The organism is Mesorhizobium sp. KR1-2, assembly GCF_040045035.1.
Lineage (GTDB): Bacteria > Pseudomonadota > Alphaproteobacteria > Rhizobiales > Rhizobiaceae > Pseudaminobacter.
Genome location: NZ_JBDZDS010000002.1, coordinates 284,670 through 310,329 on the forward strand (window position 1 = coordinate 284,670; position 25,660 = coordinate 310,329).

Here is a 25,660-nt window from a genome sequence, read left to right on the forward strand (position 1 = left end):
AAACCTTACTTGGCCTTGCTCAGGTCGGCCAAGGCGAGATCGAGTGCCTTGGCGATGCGGTCGCCCGCCATGTCGATGGTCTCGCGGGTCCAGATCAGCGGCGGCGACAGGATCATGGAATCACCGGTGGCGCGCATCATCATGCCCTGGGCGATGGCGTGGTCGCGCACGACGACGGCCGCGCTGCCTTCCGGCTGGAAGCGCTCGCGGGTCGCCTTGTCCTTCACGATCTCGATGGCGCCCATCAGGCCGAAGCTGCGCACTTCGCCCACCAGCGGGTGACCGGAAATGCGCTCCTGCAGCATTTTCGCGAAATACGGGCCGGTGTCGTTCTTCACGCGCTCGATGAGGCCCTCGTTCTCGATGATCTCGAGATTCTTCAGCGCCACGGCGCAGGCCACCGGATGACCCGAATAGGTGTAGCCGTGGTAGAACTCGCCGCCCTTCTCGATCAGCGTCTTGGAGATGCGGTCGCCGACCAGCAGCGCCGACAGCGGCTGGTAGCCGGAGGTGAGCGCCTTAGCGGTGGTGATGGTGTCGGGCTCGATGCCCATCGACTGCGCGGCGAACCACTCGCCGGTGCGGCCGTAGCCGGTGATGACCTCGTCGAGCATTAGCAGCACGTCGTACTTGCGGCAGATGCGCTGGATTTCCGGCCAGTAGCTTGCCGGCGGGATCTTCACGCCGCCCGCGCCCATGATCGGCTCGCCGATGAAGGCGGCAACGTTTTCGGCACCGGCTTCTAGGATGGCGTCCTCGACGGCCTTGGCCGCGCGCAGGCCGAAATCGTGGTCGCTCTCGCCCGGCAGCGCGAGCTCGTAGGCATAGGGCATCATCACGTGGACGATGTTGGGCACCGCGCCGCCGAGCTGCTCATGCATGCCGCTCATGCCGCCGAGCGACGTGCCGGCGACCGTGGAGCCGTGGTAGGCCATGTTGCGCGAGATGATGATGTTCTTCTCGGGCTTGCCTTCCAGCGACCAGTAGTGGCGCACGAGACGCAGGGCGGTGTCGTTCGATTCCGAACCTGACGAGCCGTAAAACACCTGGTTGATGTGCTTGGGCGCGATCTCGGCCAGCTTCTTCGACAGCAGCACCGGGGTGGGCGTCGCGCAGCGGAAGAAGGAGTTGTAGTAGGGCAGCTCCTTCATCTGCTCGTAAGCCGCTTCAGCCAGCTCGTTGCGGCCATAGCCGACATTCACGCACCACAGGCCGGCCATGCCGTCGAGCAGCGCATGGCCTTCGGAATCGTAGATGAACGGCCCGTCGGCGCGCACGATCATGCGTGTACCGGCCGCGCGCAGGTCCTTGTGGTCGGTGAAGGGGTGGAGATAGTGCGCGGCGTCGATCGCCTGCAGCTGAGAAAGGGAAAAGTTCTGGTAAGTCATGGGGTTATCCATTCCAGTTGAATCACTCCGGCAAGGCCGGTCGGATGTTTCAGCTGAAGGAGGGCGGCGGCGAATAGCCAATGCGGGCACACAGGCGCAAAAGCTCGGTGTGCCGTGTACGCGGCGAAGGCGTCACGGCAACAACCAGAAGCGCGCAGGACATGCGTCGTTGAACCATGTCTCAAATCTAGACGAGGCGAGGCCCGATGTTCAAGCCTCGTTTCGGCGCTGCCAGGCGCGCAGGCCGGCAAATCCGATCAGAACGACGCAAAGAACGCCCAGCAGGACGGGCAGCCCCTGGATGCCGACGAACTGCATCACGCTGCCCGCGCCGGGCGGACCAGCAATGCCGCCCAACCCCCACATCAGGCCGAAGGCGGCGTTGCCTGCCACCAGCATCGAGCCGCTGAAACGGTTCCCGAGCTCAATCAGCGCCATGGTGTAGATGCCGTAGGAAACGGCGCCGAGCACGAACAGCATCGGCCAGATCGCAGGCGTCTCGATCAGCACCGGCAGCAGGGCAGCGCCTGCGAGGCTCGCCACCGCGCAGGCAATCATGACGGCGCGGGCGGTGAAGCGTTCGGCGAGCAGGCCCAGCGGTATCTGCAGCGCAACATTGCCCGCGACCATGGTGGCGAGCAGCGCCGCCAAGATGCGCTCCGGAATCTCGTAGCTGGCGCCATAGACCGGCAGCAGCGCAAAGGCGCTCTGTTCGAAGGCGGAGGAAACGACGACGGCCAGAAGCAGCGCAGGCGCGTGCCGGACAAAGCCCGACAGGGGCGTGTGACCATTGTCATCGAACATGGACGGCAGGCGCGGCGCGACGAACGCCAGGCACACGGCGCAGGTGAGGAAGGCGGTGATGCCGATGGCGAAGGGAGGCCAGCCGTCAGTACCCACCACCATGAGGCTGAAGGGCCCTGCCGCAAAGCCGGCACCGATGATGGCCGTATAGATGCCCATCAGCCGGCCGCGCCGCGATGGCGGCGCAAGCGAAAGCATCCAGACCTCGCTCAGCACATAGAGCGGGTCGATGACGATGCCGATGAGGAAACGCAGCACGAACCAGGCAAAGGCGTTCTGCAAAGAGCCGACGAGCAGGAACAGAACGCCCGCCGCCAGCGCACAACTGACGACGATGCGCGTCGCGCCGACCTTCTGCACCAGCCACGGCACGAAAGGCGCCGAAGCGATGAGGCCGAGCGGCGTCATGGCCGCCGACAGGCCGATCAGCGCCGGCGGCATGCCCTGCTTCTGCATCAGGAAGGTGAACAGCGGATAGCTGAGGCCCTGCGCGATGGCGAAGACCGAAACCGTGGCGATGACGCCGAGGATGGGCACCCACGGCACGTCCGCGGACAGCTCGGCCTCGTTGCGAACGATGTTCATGAATCCCCCCACGCATGCGAATTGCCTCACCGGTGACGCGCGGTGCGTCGCCCTCAAGTTCCGGCGCGTCACATCTAGCTGACGGGAGGGATCGCGGTCCAGACTCCTCCGGCATGTCGCTTTGCTTGCGCTAATGGTCGTCGCATCCGCAATAAAGGATACCCGCCCGGTCCATTATACCGTCCATCTTCGCCATGCCATGAGGCTCACCATGACCGCTGCCCTGAACCCCGCAGAACCGGTTCTCGCGACCGACCGCAGCCGCCGTGGCGGCCGTGCGGGAAAACGTGCAGGCGGCTCGACGGGCTTCGACCAGCCGCCGTTCCGGCAACTGCGCATACCGTTCGAGCCCACGCGAATAGTCTCCGACGACGAGCTCGAAGCAATCCACCTCGCCTCGCTGCGCGTGCTGAAGGAAATCGGCGTCGACGTGCTGCACGACGAGGCCCGGGCGATCATGAAGCGTCATGGCGCCGATGTGCGCGAGGGTTCAGAGCGCGTACGCTTCGACGCCGACATGATCATGGAGCTGATTTCGCACGCGCCGCCGGAATTCACGCTGCATGCGCGAAACCCCGCGCACAATGTGCGCCTGGGCGGCAACAATCTCGTCTTCTCGCAGATGGCGTCTGCGCCCAATTGCTCCGATCTCGACCGGGGCCGCAGGGCCGGCAGCCACCCGGATTTCCGCAATCTGGTGAAGCTCGGCCAGATGCACAATATCCTCCACGTCACGGGTGGCTATCCGGTCGAGCCGGTGGACCTGCATCCCTCGATCCGCCACCTGGAATGCCTGCGCGACTTCGTGCTTCTGACCGACAAGGCATTTCACGCCTATTCGCTGGGCAAGGAGCGCAATCTGGACGGCATCGAGATTTGCCGCATCGGCCGCGGCGTTCCGATGGAGCAGTTCGTGGAAGAGCCATCCCTGCTCACCATCATCAACACCAACTCGCCGCTGAAGCTCGACATTCCGATGATGGAGGGCATCATCCAGATGTCCTCGCACGGGCAGGTCGTCATCGTCACGCCGTTTACGCTGGCCGGCGCTATGGCGCCCGTCACCGTGGCCGGTGCGCTGGTGCAGCAGAATGCCGAGGCGCTCGCCGGCATTGCCTTTACCCAGATGGTGAGGAAAGGCGCGCCGGTCGGCTATGGCGGCTTCACCTCCAATGTCGACATGAAGTCGGGCGCGCCCGCCTTCGGCACGCCGGAATATATGAAAGCCCAGCTCGTCGGCGGCCAGCTCGCCCGGCGCTACAAGATCCCCTACCGCACCTCCAATGTCTGCGCCGCCAACGCGGTCGACGCGCAAGCGGCCTATGAAAGCGTCTTTTCGCTGTGGGGGTGCATCCAGGGCGGCGGCAACTTCATCAAGCACGCGGCCGGCTGGCTCGAAGGCGGCCTAACCTGTTCCTACGAAAAGACCATCCTCGACATCGACCTGCTGCAGATGGTGGCCGAATTCCTGACCCCGCTCGACGTGTCGGAGGACGCGCTGGCCATCGAGGCGATCCGCGATGTTGGCCCCGGCGGCCATTTCTTCGGCACCGCGCATACGCAGGCGCGCTACAAGACCGCGTTCTATGCACCGGTCATCTCCGACTGGCGCAACTTCGAGACCTGGACGGAGGCCGGCGCGCCTACTGCGGTGGAGAAGGCCAATCGGGTTTGGAAAGAGCGCCTGGCGAACTACGAGGAGCCGGCGATCGACCCAGCCATCCGCGAGGAACTCGACGCCTTCGTGGAAAAGCGCAAGGCCGAAGGCGGCGCTCCGACCGACTTCTGACCGTTCTGAACCCGCTGATTAAGAGTCAGCGGGTCTCCCACATCTTGACTCACTCCATCAGATTGAGAGCCTCAACACCATGAAATCCCACGTAAAAGCTGTAGTCATCGGCGGCGGTGTCGTCGGCTGCTCGGTGCTCTATCACCTCGCCCGCGCCGGCTGGAAGGACGTCATGCTGATCGAGCGGTCGGAGCTGACCTCCGGCTCGTCCTGGCACGCGGCCGGCGGCTTCCACACGCTGAACGGCGATCCCAATGTCGCCAAGCTCCAGGCCTATACGGTGCAGCTCTACAAGGAACTGGAGGAGATTTCCGGCCAGTCCTGCTCGCTGCATCTGACCGGCGGCATCATGATGGCCGACAGCCCCGAGCGCATGGACTTCCTGCGCCTTGCCCACGCCAAGGGCCGCTATCTGGGCATGGACACCGAGCTGATCACGCCGTCGGAAGCCAAGGCGATGTTCCCGCTGATGGACGAGAAGAATTTCGTCGGCGCCATGTGGGACCCGGTCGAAGGCCATCTCGACCCCTCCGGCACCACGCACGCCTACGCCAAGGCGGCTCAGAAGCTGGGCGCCGAGATCGTTCTGCGCAATCCGGTCAAGGAACTGACGCAGGACGTCGACGGCACCTGGAACGTCGTCACCGAGAAGGGCACGGTGAAGGCCGAGCATGTGGTGAACTGCGGCGGCCTGTGGGCGCGCGAAGTGGGCCGCATGGTGGGTCTTGAACTTCCGGTTCTGGCCATGGAGCACATGTATCTGCTCACCGAGCCGATGCCGGAAGTGGAAGAGTTCAACAAGTCGACTGGCCGCGAGCTGGTCGGCGTGCTCGACTTCAAGGGCGAGATCTACACCCGCCAGGAGCGCAACGGCATCCTGCTCGGCACCTACGAGAAGGCCTGCAAGCCATGGTCGCCGGTCAACACGCCGTGGGACTTCGGCCACGAGCTTCTGCAGCCCGACATCGACCGCATCGCGCCGTCGCTGGAAATCGGCTTCAAGCATTTTCCCGGCATTGCCAATGCGGGGATAAAACAGATCATCAACGGCCCCTTTACTTTCGCGCCCGACGGCAACCCGCTTGTGGGCCCGGTGCAGGGGCTGACCAACTACTGGACCGCCTGCGCCGTCATGGCCGGCTTTTCGCAGGGCGGCGGCGTCGGCCTCGCGCTGTCCAACTGGATGGTGCATGGCGACCCGGGCTTCGACGTCTGGGGCATGGACGTGACCCGCTACGGCGAGTGGGCCACGCTGCGCTACACCAACGCCAAGGTGCGCGAAAACTATTCGCGCCGCTTCTCGATCCGCTTCCCCAACGAGGAACTGCCGGCCGCCCGCCCCGCGCAAACGACCCCGCTCTACGACACCATGGTCGCGCAAAACGCCGTCATGGGCGACAGCTGGGGCCTGGAAACCCCGCTGTGGTTCGCGCCCAAGGGCACCGAGCCGAAGGACATCGTTTCCTTCCGCCGCTCCAACGATTTTGAGCATATCGGCAACGAGGTGCGCGCCACCCGCGAGCGCGTCGGCGTGACCGAGATCGCCAACTTCGCCAAGTATGAAGTGGCGGGACCGGGCGCGGAAGATTTCCTCAACCGGCTGATGACCAACCGGATGCCGAAGATCGGCCGCCTGGTGCTGACCCCGATGCTGAACGAGTTCGGCAAGCTGATCGGCGACTTCACTATCGCCAAGGCAGCCGAAGACCGCTTCATGATCTGGGGCTCTTCCGCCGCGCAGAAATACCATATGCGCTGGTTCGAGAGTCACCTGCCCAAGGACGGTTCGGTCAAGCTCCACCGCTTCGACCAGACGCTGGTGGGCCTGTCGATCGCTGGCCCGCGCGCGCAGGCGCTGCTCGCCAAGCTGGTCGATGCAGACGTTTCGACAAAAGCCTTCCGCTTCATGGACTATCGAGAGATGGCCGTGGGCGGCGCGCCCTGCATGGTCAACCGCATCAGCTACACCGGCGACCTCGGCTACGAGATCTGGATGCAACCGGCCTATCAGCGCCTCGTCTACAAGGGCATCAAGGAAGCCGGCGAGGAATTCGGCATTGTCGATTTCGGCATGCGCGCACTGCTGTCCATGCGCCTGGAAAAGAATTTCCCGACCTGGTTCCGCGAACTGCGGCCGATCTACGGGCCGTTCGAAGGCTCGATGGACCGCTTCATCCGCATGGAGAAGAACGACTTCATCGGCCGTGAGGCAGCCGCGAAGGAACAGGAGGAAGGTCCCAAACTGCGCCGGGTCTCCATGGTGGTGGAGGCCGACGGCGCCGACGTCATGGGCGACGAGCCGATCTGGGCAAAAATCTCGACCGACTACGGCACGGTGGAAAAGCCGCATGGCTACGGCGCGCCGCGCTTTGACGAGACCGGCAAGGAAGTGCGCGGCTCGGCCGCTGCCGACGGCGCATCGGCCATTCGCGGCATCGTCGACGGCGACTGGCGCGTGGTGGGCTGGGTCACCTCGGGCGGCTATGCGCACTACGTCCAGAAGTCTTTGGCGCAGGGTTATGTGCCCGCAGCCCTTGCCGAGGACGAGAGCGAAGGCATGTTCGAGATCGAGATTTTGGGCAAGCGCCGCCCGGCCCGCATCAACGTGCTGCCGCTGTTCGACCCGGCCGGCGAAAAGATGCGGGGTTAAACCATGACGATGACCGGCCGGACATCTGCGAATTTCGGCCGGCATCGCAAGATCATGCCATTCGAACCGGGCGGCGGAGGTTCTTCGCCGCCCGTTTCCGTTGAAGATCTGCGCGCCGCTGCACGCGACAAGGCCGCCGCGCTGAACCAGCATGTGCTGGGCTATGGTGAAGTGGCCGAGCGCGAATGGCGCGAGGCTGGTATCCCGGTGCCCGACCTGGCGGCCATGCGGCGCTACCGGCTGGAGCGCATTCGCGCCGAGTTGAAGCGACGCGACTATGCCGGGGCTTTGCTGTACGATCCGGTCAACATCCGTTACGCGACCGACTCCACCAACATGCAGCTCTGGGTCGCGCACAACCCGACGCGCCACTGCTTCGTCGCGACCGAAGGGCCGGTGGTGCTATTCGACTATTTTTCCTGCGAGCATCTTTCCGACCATTCGGGCGTTGTCGATGAAGTCCGGCCAGCGGTGTCGTGGATGTATCTCTACAGCGGCGAGCTGACCGACATGAAAGTGCGGCGCTGGGCGGCGGGGATTGCCGATCTGGTGCGCGAGCATGGCGGCGGCAACAGCCGCATTTCCGTCGATCATCTCGATCACGAAGGCGTTGAGGCGCTGGCGCGGCTCGGGGTTACGGTCGGCGGTGGCGAGGCGGTGATGGAAAATGCCCGCCTCATCAAATCGCCCGACGAGCTGCTTTGCATGCGTCGCTCCATCGTCGCCTGCGAAGCCGCCATGGGCGAGATGGAAGCCGCGCTGAAACCCGGCATTTCCGAAAACGAGCTATGGGCAGAGCTGCACCGCGGCAACATCGCGCGCGGCGGCGAGTGGATCGAGACGCGGCTGCTGTCTTCCGGCCCGCGCACCAATCCCTGGTTCCAAGAATGCTCGTCGCGCGTCATCGAGACGGGCGATCTCGTCGCCTTCGACACCGATCTCATCGGGCCCTATGGCTTCTGCGCCGACCTGTCGCGCACATGGCTCTGCGGCGACTGCCAGCCGAGCAACGAGCAGAGCGACCTCTACCGCATCGCCGCCGACCAGATCGCCCACAACACCGAATTGATGAAGCCGGGCGTTTCGTTCCGCGATCTCGTCGAGCGCTCGAAAGTGCCACCGCCGGACTGTTTTCCCGCCCGCTACGGCGTGCTCTATCACGGCGTCGGGCTTGCGGACGAATATCCGACCTTGCCGCATGCGTCCGACTGGACGGCAGACACGCCGGACGGCGAGCTCGAGCCGGGCATGGTGCTGTGCGTGGAAAGCTATATCGGACGCCTCGGCGGGCACGAGGGGGTAAAGATCGAGGAGCAGGTGTTGATCACCGGCTCTGGCAACGAGAAGCTGTCGAGCTATCCGTTGGACGCGAGGCTCAAGGCGGGCTGAGCCGAAGAATTCAGCGCGGATTTCAGCTTCGCAAATGTCTCGTTCGGCATGCCGGCCGGCACGATGAAGGGTAGCCCCTTGCGCAGCCCCGTCCGACCGACGACGCGCAGCCCGGCCGCGGCCGGCTCGAAGCGCCTGGCCAGCGTCCAGCTCCGGCAATCGACCGCGCACACATCCGCCCGCCCCTCTGCAACCGCGATCATCGACAGGCGGTGGCCGCCGGTCTCGACCAGTTCCGAAAACAGCTCGAGGCGTTCGTCCATCGCTTCGAGATCGCGCGTCAGCGCGATGATGCCCGACATGGAGTCGTCGCTGTTGTAGGCGAGGCGCTTGTTCCGGATCACGTCGAGGGAGATGTGCGCCGTACCCTCGACGGAAGTACCAGACGGCTCGTCCATCCGCATCAGCAGCACGCTGGAATAAAGCTCGCCCTGGCCGCCCTCGAAGGCGGAATAGTCGGGCTGGCCCACAACCTGTACATGCTGCGACAAGCCAAGCTCCATCGGCCCCCAGCAGGTCTGGGCGAACAGGAGATCGGGGTGACGCCAGAGCGTCGGCAGGTCGAATTCGTCGGGCGGCAGGCTAGCCGGGTCGGGCGCGATCAAATTGCCTTCGGCATCCTGGATGCCGCCCGGCACCGGCGGCATGTCGGCATTACGGCGGGCAAGATGCTCGGGCGCGTCGACACCAGTAGCACGAAAGGCATCGCGCAGGCGCGCCCACTCGGCATCCGTCTCGGCCCGCGCCTCGGGCCAGTCATACATGGGCAGTGCTGCGATAAATCGGCTCATGAAACTGCTTTGCTATGTGAAATGATGGAGACACCCTATTCCTTGGGCGGCTCGGCCGGCACCGGCACGGTTCCCAGCCCGTGTACCGAGCGGGCACGGATACGCGGCGCAAAGGCACGGCCCACTTCCGGCGCCCGGCGCAGCATGGGGTGCACCACCGGCTCCTTGGCGCGGAACGCATATTGGCGAAGCAGCGCAAAATAGTTCGGGAACACATAGCCGCGGTTCATCGCGATCCACTCTTCGCGGCGCTCGCGGAACAGTTTCGGCAGCTTATACCATGCTACGGTCGGGCTGTTGTGGTGAACAAAATGAAGGTTGTTGTTGAGAAACAGGAAGGCCAGCGGCGAGCGCTCGATGATAACCGTGCGTCCGTCCGGCCGCTCCGACCACTGGTGCTCGGCGAAGGTACGAACCGAGATTAACGACTGGCCGAGCCAGACCGGCACCAGCACATAAAGCCAGAACGGGATTTCGAACACGAACACCACCAGCGGTACGACGATGGCAAGGCCGATGGCATGCAACAGCCACGCCTTGCGCACCGCGCGGTCGCCCTGGGCGATCAGCCGCGCGTCGGAAAGCAGGAAGCCGACCGTGCCCAGCACCGGGTTGAGCAGGAAACGCCCCACCATGGTGTTGTTGGCGACAAGCAGGAGCTTCATGTAGCGCGGCAGTTCGTGGTGCTTCCAGACAGCCTGGTAGAAGCTTTCCGGATCGTCGAAGGGATCGGTCAGGCTCTCGTCCGCGTGGTGGCGTAGATGCAGCGCCTTGAAGCGGCGATAGGGATAGACCAGCCCGATCGGCAGGCCGACCAGCAGCTCGTTGACCCAGGCCTTGCGTGTCGGATGGCCGTGCAGGGCCTCGTGAATCAGCGAGGACTGCATTGCGAGCAAAAAGCCCAATATCAGCAGCGTCAGGGTCGGGTAGCTCGGCCAAAGGAAAAAGCCCGTACCCGCCCAGAGCCCGTAGGTCGCCAGGATCAGAATGACCGTCGGCCATTCAATCGCCGGCGCGCTGTTGCCGCGTATGTCTCGTTCGTGTGCCATGCCCCAATTCCCCGCATGCCATTGAAGCGGCATGTCCTGACAGGATGCTGTCAGTAGGCAGGGCAAGATTCAACGCGACAATGGGAACAGAATGTTTATTTTGCGCTTCTAAATGCGCAATTGTTGTGCATTGTAAACAAAACCATGGAACGAAGGCGATGTTGTGCGCGTTCATAAACGTGAAGCCAGCAGAACTCGGTTGCCTGGAGCCCCGCCGTGGACAAACGTGACCTATCCGGACTGTTTCGCGAGAGGCTGAAGACGCTTCTGCTGCGCTCCGGCCAGAATCAGTCGGCCTTCGCCGCCTCCGTCGGCATCGACCGCTCCGCCCTCTCCCAGCTCCTGTCCGAGGAAACAACGCGCCTGCCGCGCGCCGAGACGTTGATGACGATCGCGGCCGAGCACAAGGTCTCTCTCGACTGGCTGCTGGGCCTCAGCCAAGACGAGGGCCTGACCGGCGAAATTCGCGAGAGCCTCGAGATCGAGGAAGGCTCCGGCAGCTTCGACCGCACGCTGCTGGCCAAGTGGCACGCGGAAGCAGCCGGCACCAAGATCCGCTACGTGCCGGCCGGCATTCCGGACCTGCTACGTACCGACGTGCTGGTCGACTACGAGGCCGACATCACCAACAGGAGCCGCCAGACGCAGGCCGGCGAGACGCAATATCGCATCGACTACAATCGGCGGCCGGAAACCGACATGGAAGTGTGCATGCCGCGCCACACGCTGGAGGTCTTCGCGCGCGGCATGGGCGTTTGGAGCGGCCTGACCGAAAGCGACCGGCGCGAGCAACTCATCCACATGGCCGACCTCATGGAGGATCTCTATCCGACCTTCCGGCTGTTCCTCTATGACGGGCGCCTGCGCTACTCGGTGCCCTACACCATCTTCGGCCCCTATCGCGCCGCGATCTATGTCGGCGACATGTATCTGGTGCTGAACGCCACCGCGCCCATCCGAACGCTGACGCGGCATTTCGACAATCTGATCCGCAGCGCAGAGATCAATGCTCACGAGGCGGCCGGCTTCGCCCGCCAGCTGGCCGAAACCGGCCTTTCCGGGTGACGGGGCGCAACATCCGCCGGGTGATTGACTGGATATAAGGACTTCTTTATATCCTTATCTCCAATCTCGCTATCGGAAGGTATCTTTCCATGACCAATCCCATCGACGCGCTCTTGGCGGAAAAGGGCGTGCTTCTGGCCGACGGCGCCACCGGCACCAATCTGTTCGGCATGGGGCTGGAGGCCGGCGAAGCGCCGGAGCTTTGGAACGAGACCGCGCCCGAGAAGATCGCGACGCTGCATCAGAAATTCGTCGATGCCGGCGCCGACATCATCCTGACCAATTCCTTCGGCGGCACGCGCCACCGCCTGAAGCTGCACCATGCGCAGGATCGCGTCTACGAGCTCAACAGGCGCGCCGCCGAGATCGCGCGTGCCGTTGCCGACAAGGTAGGCCGCAAGGTCATCGTGGCCGGTTCGGTGGGGCCGACCGGCGAACTTCTGGTGCCGCTCGGCGCCCTCACCTATGAGGAAGCCGTCGAGGCCTTTGCCGAGCAGATCAGGGGCCTGAAGGAAGGCGGGGCCGAGATCGCCTGGATCGAGACCATGTCCGCTCCCGACGAGGCGCGCGCGGCCGCCCAGGCCGCCATCGACGTCGGCCTGCCCTACACCTACACCGTCTCCTTTGACACCGCCGGCCGCTCGATGATGGGCCTGGCGCCGAAGGACATTCACGGCGTTTCCGGCGGCTTGAGCGAAAATCCCGTCGCGGTCGGCGCCAATTGCGGCGTGGGCGCCTCCGACATCCTCGCCTCGCTGCTCGACATGACCGCCGCCAAGCCGGAAGCGACGGTGATCGTGAAGGGCAATTGCGGCATCCCCGAATTCCGCGGCACCGAAATCCACTATTCCGGCACGCCCGAGCTGATGTCCGACTATGTGCGGCTGGCCGTCGACAGCGGCGCCAAGATCATAGGCGGTTGCTGCGGCACCTCATTCGCCCATCTCGCCGCCATGCGCGAAGCGCTGGACGCGCACCACAAGGCCACCCGCCCGACGCTCGAGACGATCGTTGACCGCATCGGACCGCTGCGCAACAAGACCGCGAACGAGAGCGGCGCGGGAGGCGAGAGCGAAGGCGGCCGGCGCCGGCGCAGCCGCGGCTGACCTATCGCCACCCGGCAAGCATTGCTCCCCCAAAGAGCAGGCCCTGTCGCACGGATGCGCGTCGGGGCCTTTGAGGCCTGCTCGGGCGTCAGCGAGCCTTCGCGTAGCTCAGTCCGAGCCGGCTTCGCCGTAGTGCTGCTGCGCAGAGCGCAGGTCCGTACGGCCGGTGTCGTCCTTCATCATCATCAGCGCGTCCGACAGAGCCGGGCTGAATATCTGCTCCAGCATGCGGCCAAAGCGCTCGTTGGCGAGGGCTGAGCGGGCGACGTCGCGTGCGGCGGCGACATCCTGCCGGATACGTTCGACCGCAGGCTGATCGCGCGTTGGGCTATTCTGCAGGGTTTCGGTCGCAGATGCGCGGCCAAGCCCAGAACCCGAAACGCCGCCGATTTGCATCCCGCCCCCCAAAACATCCTCACGAGCAGCCCGATAGCAGGATCACCTTGCCGAAGCATTTCCGCGGGCGTTCGCATTCGATTCAAATCTTACGAAGGGCGCGGTTTGCCGGAATGGCTCACGCGCTCAACAGCTTGAGAGTGGCCTTATCCCGGCCGCCGCCGTAATAGCGTTCGAGCGCGCGGGCAAACAGCGCCTCCCCGGGTGCTGCCTGCTCGAAAAGCGTGAGCGAGGACCGGAGCTTGTGGTCGTCAGGACTGCCGAAAATGTCATGCGCGGAACGCGGCGGCAGCGCGAGCAATATCTCCACGCATTCCCTGAGGCGGGCCCCAAGCACCGGATGCGCCAAGTAGGCTCGCGCCTCGTCGAGCGATGCGATGCCATATCTCTGCGACATGGAGCTCATGCCGAGCCCGGCGATCTGGGGAAAGACGAACCACATCCAGTGGCTGGCCTTGCGGCCGTTCTTCAGCTCGGCGCGCACCGACGATATGACGCGGTCCTGAGCCCGGACGAAGCGGGCAAGATCGAAAGGATCCGCCGCTTCGGCCATCTCAGCCCTGCTTCAGCGTCTCGGCGAAGAACACTGTCAGCCGCTTCCAGTGGCGCTCGGCACCTGCCACGTCGAAGGCGCCGTGATCGGGCATGCACCAGCCATGCGCCATGCCGACATAGTTCTCGATGATGTGATCCACCTCGGCGGAGCGCAGGGCTTCGGCAAGGCGTGCCGACTGTTGCGGCGGAAAGCTGCGATCGACGCCGGCCGTGCCGACATAGACCCGCGTCTTGATCGCGGCCACATGATGATACGGGCTGTCCGGCGCGTCGCTTGCCAGGTTCCCGCCATGGAACGAGGCCGCCGCCTTGATGCGATTGGGGTAGCTTGCTGCTGCATTGAGCGCGCGCGCCCCGCCCATGCAATAGCCGACCGTGCCGATCGGGCCGGTGACGCCTTCGGCCGCAAGCGCGTCCAGGAAAGCCCCGGAGTCGCGAATGGTCATCTCCTGCGTGGTACCGCCGACCATCGCCATCAGCGCCATCTTGCTCTCATCGACAGTGAAGGCCGTCTTCGCGTCGAACGGCCCGTAGGGCGCATCCCGGTAGAAAAGATCGGGCACCAGCACGGCATAGCCCTCGGCCGCAAGCCGCTCGGCCATTTCGTCCAGCGCGGGACGTGGCCCGAATGCGTCCATGTAGAGGATCACGCCGGCTGTCGCGCCCTTGCCGAACAGGCCGGCCTTCGCCGTGCCGTCCGCGGTCCTGATTTCAATGTCTCTCTTCGACATCGCCGCTCCCTCGCCTATCCCTGACGCGATAGATACCCGTGCGCGCAGCGACGACAAGGCTTCGGCGGGCTCATCCGTTCAACATATCGGCAAGTCGCGGGGAACGCCGGATCACCTGTCCTCAACGCTCACCGTCCGCGCGCCGACATGAAGCGCCCGGCCGGCGCCGATCCCCATGATCGCCGCGCCGACGCCAAGAGCGATGAAGAGCAGCGCGGCCGCGTCGAAGCTGCCGGTCCAGCTGCGGATGAGGCCGACCAGCAGCGGGCCGATCGCCGCCAACACATAGCCGACGCCCTGCGCCATGCCCGACAGATGCGCCGCGACATGCGGGTCGGGCGAACGCAGCACGATGACCGTCATGGCCACTGCGATCAGGCCGCCCTGCCCGATGCCCTGGAGCACCGCCCAGACCAGCACGGTCGAGGTCGGTGCGAACAGGAGCCCCAGCAGCGCAATCACTGCCGCGACGAGCAGCGCCACGTTGATACCGCGCTGGTCCTTGCAGCGGACGGCGAGAGACGGCACGGCCAGGCAGGTGATGACCTGAACCATGACGGAGATGGACACGATGGCGCCGGCCTCCGCCGCATCGAAGCCGCGCTCGCGCAGGATCGGCGCCAGCCAGCCGAAGACGCAGTAGGCAAGCGCCGACTGCAGTCCCATGAACAGCGTGACCTGCCAGGCCAGCCGATCGCGCCAGAGGCCCACCACGCGGAAGCCGGCATGGCTGGCGTGCGCCTTGCGGCCGAGCGCCTGCGGCGTCCAGACCAGCAGCACGATCACTGCCGGCAGCGACCAGGCGGCAAGCGCGCCCGACCAGGAGCCGGTCAGGGAATGCTCGATGGGCAGGGTCAGCCCTGCGCCGCTGGCCGCGCCGGCGCACAGCGCCATGGTGTAGAGCCCGGTCATGATCGCGGCCCGGTCGGCAAAGTCGCGCTTCACCAGGCCCGGCAGCAGCACATTGCCGACGGCAATGGCTGCACCTGCGGAGAAGGTCGCAAGAAACAGCAGCGGCACGGATTCCACACCTCGAAGGGCCGTGCCCAGCGCGAGCAGCAGCAGCGCGCCGAGCAACGTGCGTTCGGCGCCAAAGCGCTGCGCCAGCTTCGGCGCCAGCGGCGCGAACAGGCCGAGGCAGACCACCGGAAGTGTCGTCAGCAGGCTGGCGCCGGTGGTCGAGAGCCCGGTCTCGCGCATCACCTCTGGAAGTAGCACCGACAGGCTGGAGAAAAGCGGGCGAAGGTTGAAGGCGATCAGCACCAGGCTCGCGCCGAGCAGGATTCGCGCGCCGGGACCGCCAAGCACCGGCGGCTGCGGCTGGGGGAGGCTGTCGGCCTCCGCGTCGATGAGCAGCTGGTCGTCGAGCGCGTTCATGGCGGCGTGCCGGGCCTGCTGGTCGTCCCGGCTGGAAATATTCTGGTTCATTGCGAAAGAAGCCGATCGAGTTCGTGGAGTACGGGCGCCATGAAGGCGCGGACGGTAGCAGCGGCCCGGTCCGGATCGCCGGAAGCGATGCCATCTACAATGGCTGTGTGGGCGGCTGCATCCGGCTCGGGCAATTGGCCTGCAAGGGTGGAATCAATCGTCTCGGCGATTGCCCCGGTGAAGAAGTCGTAGAGTTCCATCAACGCGCGGTTGCCGGAAGCCTCGACAATCGCCCTGTGGAACGCGATGTCGCGGCGGATGAAGGCCTCGCGGTCGGGATCGGCCGCCGTGCCGCGCGCGGCAAGCAGCCTGCGCAGCTTTTCGAGGTCGGCCGGCGTGTGGCGAATGGCGGCTAGGCGCGCGGCCTCGGCGTCGAGGGCGGTGCGTGCCTCCCACTGGTCGCGCAGGCCCGCGCGCTTGACGCGGTCCAGGGCTGCGCTGGGATCGATCGCCGAGAGCACATAGGTGCCGGAGCCTTGCCGGGTTTCAAGCAAGCCCTGGGAAACCAGCGCGCGCACCGCCTCGCGCACCGTGCCGCGGCTGATCGACAGCATCTCGCTGAGAGTCGCCTCATTGGGGATGCGCTGCCCTACCGCCCAGTGCCCGCTCGTGATTTCGCGGCGCAGGCTTTCGGCGGCGCTGTCAGCAAGATTGGTTCGGGTTGCGGGCTGCATAGGAGCATTCGTCAAATCATCTGATGACTTTTCCAATAGCTCCGTCAGTCGCTATTCGTCAACCGCTCGACCGATGCAAGCGATCAAGATTGTGCGAAGCGAGATCGGAACTCGTCGGTGGCAAGCTGCAGCCGATCGATCAACTTCCACGCCGCGCAAAACTTGCCATATGGAACGCCTGCACTTCGGCCGGATAGCGGTAGTGCGCGCCATGCGGACAGGCGTTGCGGTCAAGGCAACCAACGCCTCGGCAGGCCGAGCCATCGGTTCCGTGCACATGCGCCAGGCAGTCCTCGTAGGCGAATCCAGATGCCGAATAGGCATCCACCGGACAGGATTTCAGGCAAGGTTTTCCGACACATGCATCGCAAAGGTGACTCGAATTGCGAGGTTCTTGAATCGGAATCTCAACCTCGAACAGAAGCGCGCCGCGATAGGCGTGCCAGAGGCCGTATTCGGGGTGCATGAGGATGCCCAGCGGCGACGGTTTTAGACCCTCGGCACGCATGGCCCATTGCTGGAACGGCAGATACGGCTTGTCCGATGGCGACACGGCGCGCGCGCCGAATTCTTGCGCCACCTGCCCGATCACCTCGCGCGACCACGTGTCCAGCGGGTTCTCAAGGTCCACAGGCTGGCGCTCCCGCCAGCGCAAAAAATGCGGCCAGGGCGCAGCCCCAGCCTGCCCTACCAGCAGCACCGATTTCGCCGGCGCGCCCGATGATCCGGGCGGCATGTCCTCGCCATCGCCAAAAACGAAACCGCCGCGCGGGATGAGACCATGCTCAGCCAGCACGGCGGAAATCCCTTCAAGGAAGCGGAGCGACAATCGTCACCCCTTCCGGACCGGATCGGAAAACGCCGTCCGCCAGACTTCCTTGTGGATGATGCTGGCCACTTTAGCCCGGCCAGAATCGGGCTCTCTTCAAGTGAAGGCGTCGGGCATCGATTCCTTCTTCTTGGCGATGAAGTCCTTCAGCGCCTCGTCGATGCCTTCGTCGAGATGCGGTGCCTCGTAGCTTTCCAGCCAGCGGCGAGCGAGCTCGTTGGCGCGCTGCGGCGCGGTCTTCTGCCCTTCGGCCAGCCACTGCTCGTAGGAATTGTTGTCGGCAATGGTCGAGCGGTAGAACGCGCTCTGGAAGTTGGCCTGGGTGTGGTCGCAGCCCAGGAAGTGGCTGCCCGGACCCACTTGGCGGATGGCGTCCATCGCCTGGCCGTTCTCCGAAAGGTCGACGCCCTCGGCGAACTTCTGCTGCATGCCGAGCTGGTCGATGTCCATCATGAACTTCTCGTAGCAGGAGGCGAGACCGCCCTCGAGCCAGCCGGCGGCGTGGAGCACGAAGTTGGTGCCGGCCAGAACCGTCGAGTTCAGCGTGTTGGCGCTTTCATAGGCCGCCTGTGCGTCCGGGACCTTGGAACCGCAGAGCGAGCCGCCCGTGCGGAACGGCAGGCCGAGACGGCGGGCGAACTGTGCGGCACCGTAGGACACCAGCGACGGCTCCGGGGTACCGAAGGTCGGCGCGCCCGACTGCATGGAGATCGAGGAAGCGAAGGTGCCGAAGATCACCGGCGCACCGGGGCGGATGAGCTGGGTGAAGGAAGCGCCGGCCAGCACTTCGGCCAAAACCTGGGTCAGCGTGCCGGCCACCGTCACCGGGCTCATGGCGCCGGCGAGGATGAACGGCGTGACGATGCAGGCCTGGTTGTTGCGGGCGTAGACCTTCAGCGCGCCAAGCATGGTCTCGTCGAAGACCATGGGCGAGTTGGCGTTGATGAGGCTGGTCAGCACCGTGTTCTCGTCGACGAATTTTTCGCCGAAGAGGACCTTGCACATCGCGATCGTGTCTTCCGCGCGTTCGGGCGCGGTGACCGAGCCCATGAACGGCTTGTCGGAATAGCGCATATGCGCATAGATCATGTCGAGATGGCGCTTGTTGACCGGCACGTCCACCGGCTCGCACACCGTGCCGCCCGAATGATGGATCGACGGCGCCATATAGGCGAGCTTCACGAAATTCTGGAAATCCTCGATCGTCGCGTAGCGGCGGTTGCCGTCGAGGTCGCGCACGAAGGGCGGGCCGTAGACCGGCGCGAACACCGTGGCGTTGCCGCCGATCTGCACCGAACGGGCGGCATTGCGCGCATGCTGGGTGTAGGTCGAGGGCGCGGTCTTGAGCAGCGAGCGGCAGAGCCCCTTGGGGAAATGCACGCGCTCGCCCTTCACGTCGGCGCCGGCTTCCTTCCACAGCGCCAAGGCCTCGGCGTCGTCGCGGAACTCGATGCCGACTTCCTCCAGAACGGTCTCGGCGTTCTGTTCAATCAGCGACAGGCCTTCTTCGTCGAGGACTTCGTAAACCTTGATCTTGCGGTTGATATAGGTCTGCTGCACGCCGGGTCCGCCGCCCGCACGGGCCGCGCGGCGCGCCGCAGCGCCGCCGCCTGCACCACGGCCGCGCCGCGTGCCGGAGCCTTCCTGCTCTGCCGAGAGGTTCTCATCCATCGAAGTCATCCTTAGAAATCACACATGGGGCGCCTCAGATCGCGCCCTTGTCCGGATCGTAGTCATGCGTCATTAGCGAAACGGCCCGCGAGCGCCAAGAGCTGTCTCAAAATCGACAAGAACGACGCAAAACGGCGGTCGCTTTCCTTTTGCAGGAAGTCGCAAATCAGCTATGGCGCAATGGCCTTTGCAAGCTAGTTATTGGGACGAAATTTTGCGCCGCGCCGGGTTTGGCCCGCGGCCACGAGGAGCCTGAAAAATGTCCGACGACGAGATCATCCTTTCCGAGCTTTCCGACGACGAACTCGTGCAGCAGATGCACGACGATCTTTACGATGGCCTCAAGGAGGAAATCGAGGAAGGCACCAACATCCTGCTCGAGCGCGGATGGATTCCCTATAAGGTGCTGACCGAGGCGCTGGTGGAGGGCATGCGCATCGTGGGCGAGGATTTCCGCGACGGCATCCTGTTCGTGCCGGAGGTTCTGCTCTCGGCCAACGCGATGAAGGCCGGCATGGCCATCCTGCGCCCGCTGCTGGCCGCCACCGGCGCGCCCAAGCAGGGCAAGCTGGTGATCGGCACCGTGAAGGGCGACATCCACGACATCGGCAAGAACCTCGTCGGCATGATGATGGAAGGCGCGGGCTTCGACGTCGTCGACCTCGGCATCAACAACCCGGTCGAGAATTACCTCGCTGCGATCGAAGAGCATCAGCCCGACATCGTCGGCATGTCGGCCCTGCTGACCACGACCATGCCCTACATGAAGGTCGTCATCGACACCATGAAGGAAAAGGGCATCCGCGACGACTACGTCGTGCTGGTCGGCGGCGCGCCGCTCAACGAAGAGTTCGGCAAGGCCGTTGGCGCCGACGCCTACTGCCGCGACGCGGCGGTGGCCGTCGAGACGGCCAAGGAATACATGAAGCGCAGGCACAACGCCCGCGCCTCCGCCTGATACGGAAAAGGCCGCGCTTCGGCGCGGCCTTTTTCTTTCCGGCAACAAGCCGGATTGGGGCCCCCGCCCCTAAACCTGCCCCTAATTGACGACGGCCTCTTTGACGGCCTTCGCGGTCGACTTGACGTCCTTGCCGACACCGCGAACCGTATTGGCACAGGCGGAAATCGCCAGTGCGCAAGCCAGGATGGCGGCAAGCGACGCGAAGCGCGACAGTTTCATGGGGTGTCTCCCTGTTGGATGCAAATAGGCCGCGCTGGTATTAGATAGACGGGATATACGCGCAAGGGCAAAAAACCCACACCTCCGATGGAAAACGTACCGAACATAGCCCGAGACAGACCCGACCGGCTTTTGGTCATCGGCTGTGGCATGATCGCGCGCGAAGTTCTGGCGGTGAAGGAGCAGCTTGCACTCGACCATCTCGACCTCACATGCCTGCCGGCCGAGTTCCACTACTATCCCGATCGGATTCCGCCGGCGCTGGACAAGGCCATCCTCAAGGCCAAGGCCGAGGGATACGACCGCATCTTCGTCGGCTATGCCGATTGCGGCACCGGCGGCATGCTCGACAGCGTCTGCGAAAAACACGGCGTTGAGCGCATGGCCGGGCCACACTGCTTCGCTTTCTATCAGGGCATGCAAGCCTTCGAGGCGATCGGCGACGGCGACATGCTCTCGTTCTATATGACCGATTTCCTGTGCCGGCAGTTCGACGCCTTCTTCATCAAGCCGCTTGGCCTCGACAAGCATCCGGAGCTGATCCGCGACTATTTCGGCCACTACCAGAAGGTCGTCTATCTGGCCCAGACGAACGACCCCGAACTGGACAAGGTGGCGGAGGATGCCGCCAGGCTGCTAGGCCTTGCCTACGAACGCCGATTCACCGGCTATGGTGACCTGACCTCGTCGCTGGCCGAGGCGGCGGGCGCCGCCGGCACCTGATCGCGAAAGCGCCAAAATTGCCGGCTCCGGTCAGCGTGAGGAGAGGAGTCGCCAATGAAACTACGCAAAGCCATGCTGGTCCTGATGTGCTGCTTGCCCTCTTGGCAGGCACTGGCGACGGGCGAAATCGAACGCTTGATCAAACCGGCCGAGCGCGCCCGCCTGAAACAGTTCGACGCCATCCGCAAGACCGCGCTCGAGCAGGCACACCTGAGCAACTCAGCCAGCGACGTGGCAACGCTGGACGCTGTCCTTGCGAGGAAGCCCATCTTCTTCAGCGGCTTCGACATGACCGGCAACTGGCAATGCCGCGTGATCAAGACTGACGGCACCAGCCCGCTTGTTATCGCCGACTGGGGCAAATGCCGCGTCACCGATGACGGTTCCGGCTGGCGACTGGAAATGCTGACCGGTTCGCAGCGCACAAGCGGTCGCTTCTTCACCGACAGCGACACGCGCCTGACCTATCTGGGCACGCGACATTTCGCCAGCGAGAAGCCGCAACGCTATCCGCTCGGACCTGGCAGGGACGAGGTGGGCTACACCTTCCGCACAGGAACGGACGAATGGCGGATCGAGCTTCCCGCACGGCGCTATGAGTCCGCTTTCGACATTCTCGAATTCAAACGCTGAGCCGCGATCCGGCGGCCTCATTAAGCCGACGGTAAAATTCGCATGCCATGTTGTTGGCTGTGGTCGCCTGCGTGAGCAGCCGTCCGCCAGCCAGCACCCATCGAGTTCCCATGATTCCCCAGCCGGACAAGAAGCCCATCGTCGTGGTGACCGAAGGTGGTCCTCATATCTGGGCCATCATCAACGCCATCACCATAGCGCTCGGCCCCGTCACCGTCATTCTCGAAGCGCCGGAATCGAAGGCGGCCATCCTCAAGCGCCGGGCTCGGCGGCAAGGCTGGATATCGGTCGGTGGGCAACTGGCGACTATGGTGCTGACAAGGCTCGGCAAGCGCTTCCTGGCGCCGCGCACACAGCGCATCGTTGCCGAAAACGGCCTCGTCACCGAGCCGCAACCCGGCCAGCGAATCGTTCATGTGCCTTCCGCCAATTCGCCCGAATGCCTGGCAGCGATCCGGGAAATCCGGCCCGGCGTCGTCTTCCTGGCCGGCTGCCGCATGCTCTCACGCGACACGCTCGCCGCGACCGACTGCCCGGTGCTGAACTACCACGCCGCCATCAACCCGAAATACCGCGGCATGAACGGCGCCTACTGGGCGCTTGCCACCGGCGACACAGAAAATTTCGGCTCCACCGTGCATCTGGTGGACGAAGGCGTCGACACCGGCGCCGTGCTCTACCAACTGCACGGCAAGCCCGGCCACGGCGACAACATCACCTCCTACGCCCTGCGGCTGGCCGCGATGTCGCGCGGGATGTGCGTGCGCGCCATCGAGGACGCGCAGGCGGGCCGTCTCGTGCCGGTCGAGACCGGCCTGCCCTCGAAGCAGTGGTATCACCCGCCGATCTGGACCTATCTGTGGAACGGCATCCGCCGCGGGGTGTGGTAGGTCTTTTGCGTCAGGCGCTAGCATCCGCCTGAAGCCTCCAGCGCCATTCCTGTTTGCGACACCCCGCCACGTCGCTTTTGAAGGCACGCGCGTCGTCCCATAACAAGCGACGTGGCGGCGGTTGCGGCAATGCTCGGTCAGCAACAAAGTGAGACCGAAATGGCCGATCTGATCATCGTTTACTGGCGCGACATCCCTGCCCAGGTCATCGTCAAGAAGGGCCGGCAGAACGCAAAGCGCGAACTGCCGTTGCGCTTCACCGAGGCGATCGACATGTGCGCCATGCGCACGGGTGCCGGCGACACCGACGCCTATCTGGCCGAGTGGCGCAAGGCCGACCCGGTGCCGGTGAGCGATGACCTCGAAGCCGAGGCCGACAAGGCCGCGGCCGCGCTCGACAGCGAATTCACCCGCGAGCGGCTGGTCGCCTTGGTCAAGGCGGGCGGAAAAGAAAATGTCTGAGACAAAACCGATCGTCACCCAGGCTACCCTGGTCAAGCAGGCTGCGCCGAAAAGCGACTACAAGCCGGCCGACGTGTCGCCGCAACGACGCCTGCAGCGCAAATACAGTGTCCGCTTGTGGTCGATCCGCCATTCGCGCCTGCTCGAATGGTTTTATGCCCGCTTCGCGGATGTTTTCCTTCTGCTGCATCCGCTCTGGAAGGGCATCGGCTACTCCCGCGTCGAGGCGCCGGTGAAGTTCGTCGAAAAGCGCGTGAAGGGTTTCATGTTCGACTGCCGCATGTGCGGCCAGTGCGTGCTGTCCTCCACCGGCATGTCCTGCCCGATGAACTGCCCCAAGCAGCTGCGCAACGGCCCTTGCGGCGGGGTGCGCGCCAACGGCAATTGCGAGGTCGAGCCCGACATGCCCTGCGTGTGGGTGAAGGCCTGGGAAGGCTCGCGCAACATGGCCAAGGGCGATGCCATCCTCAACGTCCAGAAGCCGGTCGACCAGTCGCTGCGCGAAACCTCGGCCTGGCTGCGCGTGACCGCGCAGGCCGCCGCCGCGCGCGAGGCCGCCAACAAGGAACCCGCATGAACATGGCCACGCCGCGTCCTCCCCACCCAGACGAAAACCCGGCCGGCATCGACCTGCCGCTGGACCCGCTGCCCGGCCACTCCTCGCGCGGACGCCTCGAGCGCGTGCTGCGGCGCGGCGAGTTCGCCGTCACCACCGAGCTCAACCCGCCCGACAGCGCCAACCCGCAGGACGTCTACGAACGCGCCGCGATCTTCGACGGGTGGGTGGACGGCATCAACGCGGTCGACGCCTCGGGCGCCAACTGCCACATGTCCTCGGTCGGCATCTGCGCGCTGCTGACGCGCATGGGCTATGCGCCGATCATGCAGATCGCCTGCCGCGACAAGAACCGCATCGCCATCCAGGGCGACGTGCTGGGCGCGGCCGCCATGGGCGTGGCCAACATCCTTTGCCTGACCGGTGACGGCGTGCAGGCCGGCGACCAGCCTGGCGCAAAGCCGGTGTTCGACCTCGACTCCTCGTCGCTTCTCGAAACCGTCCGCATCATGCGCGACAACGGAAAATTCCTGTCGGGCCGCAAGCTGACCACGCCGCCGCAGGTTTTTCTCGGCGCCGCCGTGAACCCATTTGCGCCGCCCTACGATTTCCGCCCGGTGCATCTCGCCAAGAAGATCGCCGCCGGTGCGCAGTTCGTGCAGACGCAGTACTGCTTCGACGTGCCGATGTTCCGCACCTTCATGGAACGCGCGCGCGACCTCGGCCTGACCGAGAAGGTTTTCATCCTGTGCGGCGTGGGTCCCCTCGCCTCTGCCAAGACGGCCAAGTGGATCCGCTCCAACGTGCCGGGCGTCCACATTCCGGATTCGGTCATCAAGCGGCTGGAGGGCGCGCAGGACCAGAAGAAGGAAGGCAAGCAGATCTGCATCGACATCATCAACGAGGTGAAGGAGATCGCCGGCGTCTCCGGCATCCACGTGATGGCCTATCGCCAGGAAGAATACGTCGCCGAGATGGTGCATGAATCGGGCGTGCTCAAGGGCCGCAACCCCTGGAAGCGCGAGGTCCGCGCGGACGACCAGATGGTTGCCGACCGGCTCGACCACATCCTGCACGACGACGCGACACAGCAGCCGATGCAGCTGGTGGAAAAGGCCGCCCACTGAGCGCGCCTGCCGTAATTGAAACAGAACAGCCAACGATATAAAGAAATCTTTATATCCCAACGGAGAACTTCATGACCCGTACCATCGTCGCCTCGGCGACCAAGGAAATCATCATCGGCTTCGACCAGCCTTTCTGCGTGATCGGCGAGCGCATCAACCCGACCGGCCGCAAGAAGCTGGCCGCCGAGATGGTTGCTGGCAATTTCGAGACGGTCATCAGGGACGCACTCGAACAGGCTGCCGCCGGCGCCACGATGCTCGACGTCAATGCCGGCGTGACCGCCGTGGATCCGAACGCGACGGAGCCAGGCCTGCTGGTGCAGACGCTTGAGATCGTGCAGGGCCTGGTTGACCTGCCGCTGTCGATCGACTCCTCGGTCACGGCGGCAATCGAGGCCGGCCTGAAGGTCGCCAAGGGCCGCCCGCTGGTCAACTCCGTGACCGGCGAGGAAGAGAAGCTCGAGGCCATCCTGCCGCTGGTCAAGAAGTATGACGTGCCGGTGGTTGCCATCTCCAATGACGAGACCGGCATCTCCATGGACCCCGACGTTCGCTTCGCGGTCGCCAAGAAGATCGTCGAGCGCGCCATGGATCACGGCATCAAGCCCGAGGACGTGGTCGTCGACCCGCTGGTGATGCCGATCGGCGCGCTGGGCGATGCCGGCCGCCAGGTGTTCGCGCTGCTGCGTCGCCTGCGCGAGGAGCTGAAGGTCAACACCACCTGCGGCCTCTCGAACATCTCGTTCGGCCTGCCGCACCGTCACGGCATCAACTCCGCCTTCATCCCGATGGTGATCGGCGCGGGCATGACCAGCGCGATCATGAACCCCTGCCGCCCGCAGGAGATGGAAGCGGTGCGCGGCGCCAACGTGCTGAACGGCACCGACGAGAACTGCACCACCTGGATCAAGACCTACAAGGACTATAAGCCGGGCGAGCACGCAGCGCCTGCCCCTGTTGCCGTCAACGCTCCCGGCGAAGCTGCCGCAAACAATGGCGGACGCCGTCGGGGCGGCCGCGAGGCGCGCATGGCACGAGGATAATTCGACCGGAGAACGTCGTGTCGCATAATGTCCAGTCAGTTCCGTCCGGCGCATTTGGCCGGACGGCAGGACAACGGCTTTCAGCCGCGGGCGTTGGCGACCGAATTTTCCGGAATCCCAGCGGAAGACCTTACATTTTATCGCAT

At 64.7% G+C, this 25,660-nt stretch carries 25 protein-coding genes; 13 read left to right on the forward strand and 12 right to left on the reverse strand.

Going from position 1 to position 25,660, the window contains the following annotated elements; genetic code table 11:
• Positions 1–5: 5 nt before the first annotated feature.
• Positions 6–1,388 carry an aspartate aminotransferase family protein gene (locus tag ABLE85_RS05590; protein ID WP_348791716.1) on the reverse strand — a complete coding sequence of 461 codons (1,383 nt, stop codon included), beginning with the start codon at positions 1,386–1,388 and terminating at the stop codon, positions 6–8.
• 210 nt (positions 1,389–1,598) lie between these two features.
• Positions 1,599–2,777 carry an MFS transporter gene (locus ABLE85_RS05595; protein WP_348791717.1) on the reverse strand — a complete coding sequence of 393 codons (1,179 nt, stop codon included), beginning with the start codon at positions 2,775–2,777 and terminating at the stop codon, positions 1,599–1,601.
• A 211-nt stretch (positions 2,778–2,988) separates the two neighbouring features.
• On the opposite strand from ABLE85_RS05595, the gene ABLE85_RS05600 reads away from it, so the two are divergent.
• From ABLE85_RS05600 to ABLE85_RS05610, 3 genes are all read left to right on the forward strand, one after another.
• Positions 2,989–4,566, forward strand: a complete 1,578-nt coding sequence (locus tag ABLE85_RS05600) for a trimethylamine methyltransferase family protein (RefSeq protein WP_348791718.1) — start codon at positions 2,989–2,991, stop codon at positions 4,564–4,566.
• Between the two features lie 79 nt (positions 4,567–4,645).
• On the forward strand, positions 4,646–7,216 hold the full coding sequence (locus ABLE85_RS05605; RefSeq protein ID WP_348791719.1) for an FAD-dependent oxidoreductase: 2,571 nt from the start codon (positions 4,646–4,648) through the stop codon (positions 7,214–7,216).
• A 9-nt stretch (positions 7,217–7,225) separates the two neighbouring features.
• Positions 7,226–8,605, forward strand: a complete 1,380-nt coding sequence (locus ABLE85_RS05610) for a Xaa-Pro peptidase family protein (protein ID WP_348792112.1) — start codon at positions 7,226–7,228, stop codon at positions 8,603–8,605.
• On the opposite strand, the gene ABLE85_RS05615 is transcribed toward ABLE85_RS05610, so the two are convergent.
• Both ABLE85_RS05615 and ABLE85_RS05620 read right to left on the reverse strand, forming a co-directional pair.
• Positions 8,572–9,396: a PhnD/SsuA/transferrin family substrate-binding protein gene (locus ABLE85_RS05615; RefSeq protein WP_348791720.1), complete on the reverse strand. Its 825-nt coding sequence runs from the start codon at positions 9,394–9,396 to the stop codon at positions 8,572–8,574. The genes ABLE85_RS05610 and ABLE85_RS05615 overlap by 34 nt on opposite strands.
• Positions 9,397–9,431: 35 nt before the next feature.
• The gene (locus tag ABLE85_RS05620) at positions 9,432–10,445 is read right to left on the reverse strand and encodes a fatty acid desaturase (protein WP_348791721.1); all 1,014 of its coding nucleotides are present in this window, start codon (positions 10,443–10,445) and stop codon (positions 9,432–9,434) included.
• Positions 10,446–10,661: 216 nt separating this feature from the next.
• Here ABLE85_RS05620 and ABLE85_RS05625 point away from each other — a divergent pair, with 216 nt between their 5' ends.
• Both ABLE85_RS05625 and bmt read left to right on the forward strand, forming a co-directional pair.
• The gene (locus ABLE85_RS05625; protein ID WP_348791722.1) at positions 10,662–11,510 is read left to right on the forward strand and encodes a helix-turn-helix transcriptional regulator; all 849 of its coding nucleotides are present in this window, start codon (positions 10,662–10,664) and stop codon (positions 11,508–11,510) included.
• Positions 11,511–11,599: 89 nt separating this feature from the next.
• Positions 11,600–12,616, forward strand: a complete 1,017-nt coding sequence (gene bmt / locus ABLE85_RS05630; protein WP_348791723.1) for a betaine--homocysteine S-methyltransferase — start codon at positions 11,600–11,602, stop codon at positions 12,614–12,616.
• A 108-nt stretch (positions 12,617–12,724) separates the two neighbouring features.
• On the opposite strand, the gene ABLE85_RS05635 is transcribed toward bmt, so the two are convergent.
• From ABLE85_RS05635 to ABLE85_RS05665, 7 genes are all read right to left on the reverse strand, one after another.
• On the reverse strand, positions 12,725–13,012 hold the full coding sequence (locus tag ABLE85_RS05635) for a hypothetical protein (RefSeq protein ID WP_348791724.1): 288 nt from the start codon (positions 13,010–13,012) through the stop codon (positions 12,725–12,727).
• Positions 13,013–13,130: 118 nt separating this feature from the next.
• Positions 13,131–13,565 carry a DUF1810 domain-containing protein gene (locus ABLE85_RS05640; protein ID WP_348791725.1) on the reverse strand — a complete coding sequence of 145 codons (435 nt, stop codon included), beginning with the start codon at positions 13,563–13,565 and terminating at the stop codon, positions 13,131–13,133.
• A gap of 1 nt (position 13,566) precedes the next feature.
• Complete coding sequence (locus ABLE85_RS05645) at positions 13,567–14,298, reverse strand: dienelactone hydrolase family protein (RefSeq protein ID WP_348791726.1); 732 nt, start codon at positions 14,296–14,298, stop codon at positions 13,567–13,569.
• Between the two features lie 111 nt (positions 14,299–14,409).
• Positions 14,410–15,726: an MFS transporter gene (locus ABLE85_RS05650; protein WP_348791727.1), complete on the reverse strand. Its 1,317-nt coding sequence runs from the start codon at positions 15,724–15,726 to the stop codon at positions 14,410–14,412.
• Complete coding sequence (locus ABLE85_RS05655) at positions 15,723–16,400, reverse strand: FadR/GntR family transcriptional regulator (protein ID WP_348791728.1); 678 nt, start codon at positions 16,398–16,400, stop codon at positions 15,723–15,725. Before ABLE85_RS05655 ends, ABLE85_RS05650 begins: the two co-directional genes overlap by 4 nt.
• A gap of 139 nt (positions 16,401–16,539) precedes the next feature.
• Positions 16,540–17,229 carry a 4Fe-4S dicluster domain-containing protein gene (locus ABLE85_RS05660; RefSeq protein ID WP_348791729.1) on the reverse strand — a complete coding sequence of 230 codons (690 nt, stop codon included), beginning with the start codon at positions 17,227–17,229 and terminating at the stop codon, positions 16,540–16,542.
• A gap of 96 nt (positions 17,230–17,325) precedes the next feature.
• A complete protein-coding gene (locus tag ABLE85_RS05665; RefSeq protein WP_348791730.1) occupies positions 17,326–18,909 on the reverse strand; it encodes a trimethylamine methyltransferase family protein in 1,584 nt (527 codons plus the stop codon).
• Between the two features lie 250 nt (positions 18,910–19,159).
• Here ABLE85_RS05665 and ABLE85_RS05670 point away from each other — a divergent pair, with 250 nt between their 5' ends.
• A complete protein-coding gene (locus ABLE85_RS05670) occupies positions 19,160–19,858 on the forward strand; it encodes a B12-binding domain-containing protein (protein WP_348791731.1) in 699 nt (232 codons plus the stop codon).
• An 81-nt stretch (positions 19,859–19,939) separates the two neighbouring features.
• Here ABLE85_RS05670 and ABLE85_RS05675 read toward each other — a convergent pair whose 3' ends face one another.
• Positions 19,940–20,080: an EncA/B family entericidin gene (locus ABLE85_RS05675; RefSeq protein ID WP_348777207.1), complete on the reverse strand. Its 141-nt coding sequence runs from the start codon at positions 20,078–20,080 to the stop codon at positions 19,940–19,942.
• Between the two features lie 87 nt (positions 20,081–20,167).
• Between ABLE85_RS05675 and ABLE85_RS05680 the strand changes: the two genes are divergently transcribed.
• The 7 genes from ABLE85_RS05680 (at position 20,168) to ABLE85_RS05710 (ending at position 25,514) form a co-directional block, all read left to right on the forward strand.
• Complete coding sequence (locus ABLE85_RS05680; protein WP_348791732.1) at positions 20,168–20,803, forward strand: DUF1638 domain-containing protein; 636 nt, start codon at positions 20,168–20,170, stop codon at positions 20,801–20,803.
• Between the two features lie 72 nt (positions 20,804–20,875).
• Positions 20,876–21,436: a DUF4893 domain-containing protein gene (locus ABLE85_RS05685; protein WP_348791733.1), complete on the forward strand. Its 561-nt coding sequence runs from the start codon at positions 20,876–20,878 to the stop codon at positions 21,434–21,436.
• Positions 21,437–21,546: 110 nt separating this feature from the next.
• The gene (locus tag ABLE85_RS05690; RefSeq protein WP_348791734.1) at positions 21,547–22,326 is read left to right on the forward strand and encodes a formyl transferase; all 780 of its coding nucleotides are present in this window, start codon (positions 21,547–21,549) and stop codon (positions 22,324–22,326) included.
• A gap of 159 nt (positions 22,327–22,485) precedes the next feature.
• Positions 22,486–22,788 (forward strand): virulence factor, encoded by a 303-nt coding sequence (locus tag ABLE85_RS05695; protein ID WP_280822198.1) that lies wholly within the window; start codon positions 22,486–22,488, stop codon positions 22,786–22,788.
• Positions 22,781–23,365 carry a methylenetetrahydrofolate reductase C-terminal domain-containing protein gene (locus tag ABLE85_RS05700; RefSeq protein ID WP_348791735.1) on the forward strand — a complete coding sequence of 195 codons (585 nt, stop codon included), beginning with the start codon at positions 22,781–22,783 and terminating at the stop codon, positions 23,363–23,365. Before ABLE85_RS05695 ends, ABLE85_RS05700 begins: the two co-directional genes overlap by 8 nt.
• Entirely contained in the window at positions 23,362–24,471 is a 1,110-nt protein-coding gene (locus tag ABLE85_RS05705) for a methylenetetrahydrofolate reductase (RefSeq protein ID WP_348791736.1), read from the forward strand. The genes ABLE85_RS05700 and ABLE85_RS05705 overlap by 4 nt, the downstream gene beginning before the upstream one ends.
• 71 nt (positions 24,472–24,542) lie before the next feature.
• Positions 24,543–25,514 carry a methyltetrahydrofolate cobalamin methyltransferase gene (locus ABLE85_RS05710; protein ID WP_348791737.1) on the forward strand — a complete coding sequence of 324 codons (972 nt, stop codon included), beginning with the start codon at positions 24,543–24,545 and terminating at the stop codon, positions 25,512–25,514.
• Positions 25,515–25,660: the final 146 nt, after the last annotated feature.

Coding starts and splice junctions, on each gene's coding strand:
- ABLE85_RS05705 (WP_348791736.1), top strand. CDS start 23,362: ATGAACATGGCCACGCCGCGTCCTCCCCACCCAGACGAAAACCCGGCC.
- ABLE85_RS05600 (WP_348791718.1), top strand. CDS start 2,989: ATGACCGCTGCCCTGAACCCCGCAGAACCGGTTCTCGCGACCGACCGC.
- ABLE85_RS05690 (WP_348791734.1), top strand. CDS start 21,547: ATGATTCCCCAGCCGGACAAGAAGCCCATCGTCGTGGTGACCGAAGGT.
- ABLE85_RS05595 (WP_348791717.1), bottom strand. CDS start 2,777: ATGAACATCGTTCGCAACGAGGCCGAGCTGTCCGCGGACGTGCCGTGG.
- ABLE85_RS05695 (WP_280822198.1), top strand. CDS start 22,486: ATGGCCGATCTGATCATCGTTTACTGGCGCGACATCCCTGCCCAGGTC.
- ABLE85_RS05710 (WP_348791737.1), top strand. CDS start 24,543: ATGACCCGTACCATCGTCGCCTCGGCGACCAAGGAAATCATCATCGGC.
- ABLE85_RS05640 (WP_348791725.1), bottom strand. CDS start 13,565: ATGGCCGAAGCGGCGGATCCTTTCGATCTTGCCCGCTTCGTCCGGGCT.
- ABLE85_RS05650 (WP_348791727.1), bottom strand. CDS start 15,726: ATGAACCAGAATATTTCCAGCCGGGACGACCAGCAGGCCCGGCACGCC.
- ABLE85_RS05670 (WP_348791731.1), top strand. CDS start 19,160: ATGTCCGACGACGAGATCATCCTTTCCGAGCTTTCCGACGACGAACTC.
- ABLE85_RS05635 (WP_348791724.1), bottom strand. CDS start 13,012: ATGCAAATCGGCGGCGTTTCGGGTTCTGGGCTTGGCCGCGCATCTGCG.
- ABLE85_RS05605 (WP_348791719.1), top strand. CDS start 4,646: ATGAAATCCCACGTAAAAGCTGTAGTCATCGGCGGCGGTGTCGTCGGC.
- ABLE85_RS05655 (WP_348791728.1), bottom strand. CDS start 16,400: ATGCAGCCCGCAACCCGAACCAATCTTGCTGACAGCGCCGCCGAAAGC.
- ABLE85_RS05620 (WP_348791721.1), bottom strand. CDS start 10,445: ATGGCACACGAACGAGACATACGCGGCAACAGCGCGCCGGCGATTGAA.
- ABLE85_RS05645 (WP_348791726.1), bottom strand. CDS start 14,298: ATGTCGAAGAGAGACATTGAAATCAGGACCGCGGACGGCACGGCGAAG.
- ABLE85_RS05610 (WP_348792112.1), top strand. CDS start 7,226: ATGACCGGCCGGACATCTGCGAATTTCGGCCGGCATCGCAAGATCATG.
- ABLE85_RS05615 (WP_348791720.1), bottom strand. CDS start 9,396: ATGAGCCGATTTATCGCAGCACTGCCCATGTATGACTGGCCCGAGGCG.
- ABLE85_RS05590 (WP_348791716.1), bottom strand. CDS start 1,388: ATGACTTACCAGAACTTTTCCCTTTCTCAGCTGCAGGCGATCGACGCC.
- bmt (WP_348791723.1), top strand. CDS start 11,600: ATGACCAATCCCATCGACGCGCTCTTGGCGGAAAAGGGCGTGCTTCTG.
- ABLE85_RS05665 (WP_348791730.1), bottom strand. CDS start 18,909: ATGACTTCGATGGATGAGAACCTCTCGGCAGAGCAGGAAGGCTCCGGC.
- ABLE85_RS05700 (WP_348791735.1), top strand. CDS start 22,781: ATGTCTGAGACAAAACCGATCGTCACCCAGGCTACCCTGGTCAAGCAG.
- ABLE85_RS05675 (WP_348777207.1), bottom strand. CDS start 20,080: ATGAAACTGTCGCGCTTCGCGTCGCTTGCCGCCATCCTGGCTTGCGCA.
- ABLE85_RS05685 (WP_348791733.1), top strand. CDS start 20,876: ATGCTGGTCCTGATGTGCTGCTTGCCCTCTTGGCAGGCACTGGCGACG.
- ABLE85_RS05680 (WP_348791732.1), top strand. CDS start 20,168: ATGGAAAACGTACCGAACATAGCCCGAGACAGACCCGACCGGCTTTTG.